Raw genomic sequence first — 436 nt, 5'->3', positions numbered from 1 at the left:
AGCCGGTCACGGTGTCGGCGTGCCGGTGGGCGACCCGCCAGGCGCCGTCTTCCCTGCGGTACACCTGGGTGGCACGCAGCGTGTACGTACGGGGCTGCCCGTCCACGGAGGCGGAGGTGTGTTCCAGGCCGACGGTGTAGGCCATGTCGCCCCTGACGTCGTAGGCCTGCAGCTCGAACGCGTACGACGTGCAGTCGGAGAAGGTCTTCGCGAGGCCGGTGAACAGGGCGTCGAGCTCCTCGCGGCCCACGGCGCTGCGCCACGCTCCCAGGACGCTCACCGGCTCGGTGCGCGACCAGAGCGCACGTCGGGGAGCGGCGTCGCCGTTGTGCAGCGCGGCCTCCGCCTCGTACAACGCGGTCCTGACCCACGCCAGGAAGTCGTCACGATCGGACATGCCCCCATCATCGCCCGGCGTTGCGCCTGCGGCCTGCGC

Annotated in this window: 1 protein-coding gene; it reads right to left on the bottom strand. The window is 71.8% G+C overall.

Translation table 11 applies throughout. The annotated features are described in order from the left end of the window. A partial coding sequence (locus K7G60_RS38705) for a nuclear transport factor 2 family protein (protein WP_225805645.1) occupies positions 1–397 on the bottom strand: 397 nt, incomplete at its 3' end. Positions 398–436 lie beyond the last annotated feature (39 nt).

Origin of the sequence: Streptomyces sp. NK15101 (assembly GCF_020400725.1) — a bacterium.
Lineage (GTDB): Bacteria > Actinomycetota > Actinomycetes > Streptomycetales > Streptomycetaceae > Streptomyces.
Note: the sequence above shows the minus strand (reverse complement) of the source record. Positions and strands in the feature narration are given on the sequence as shown.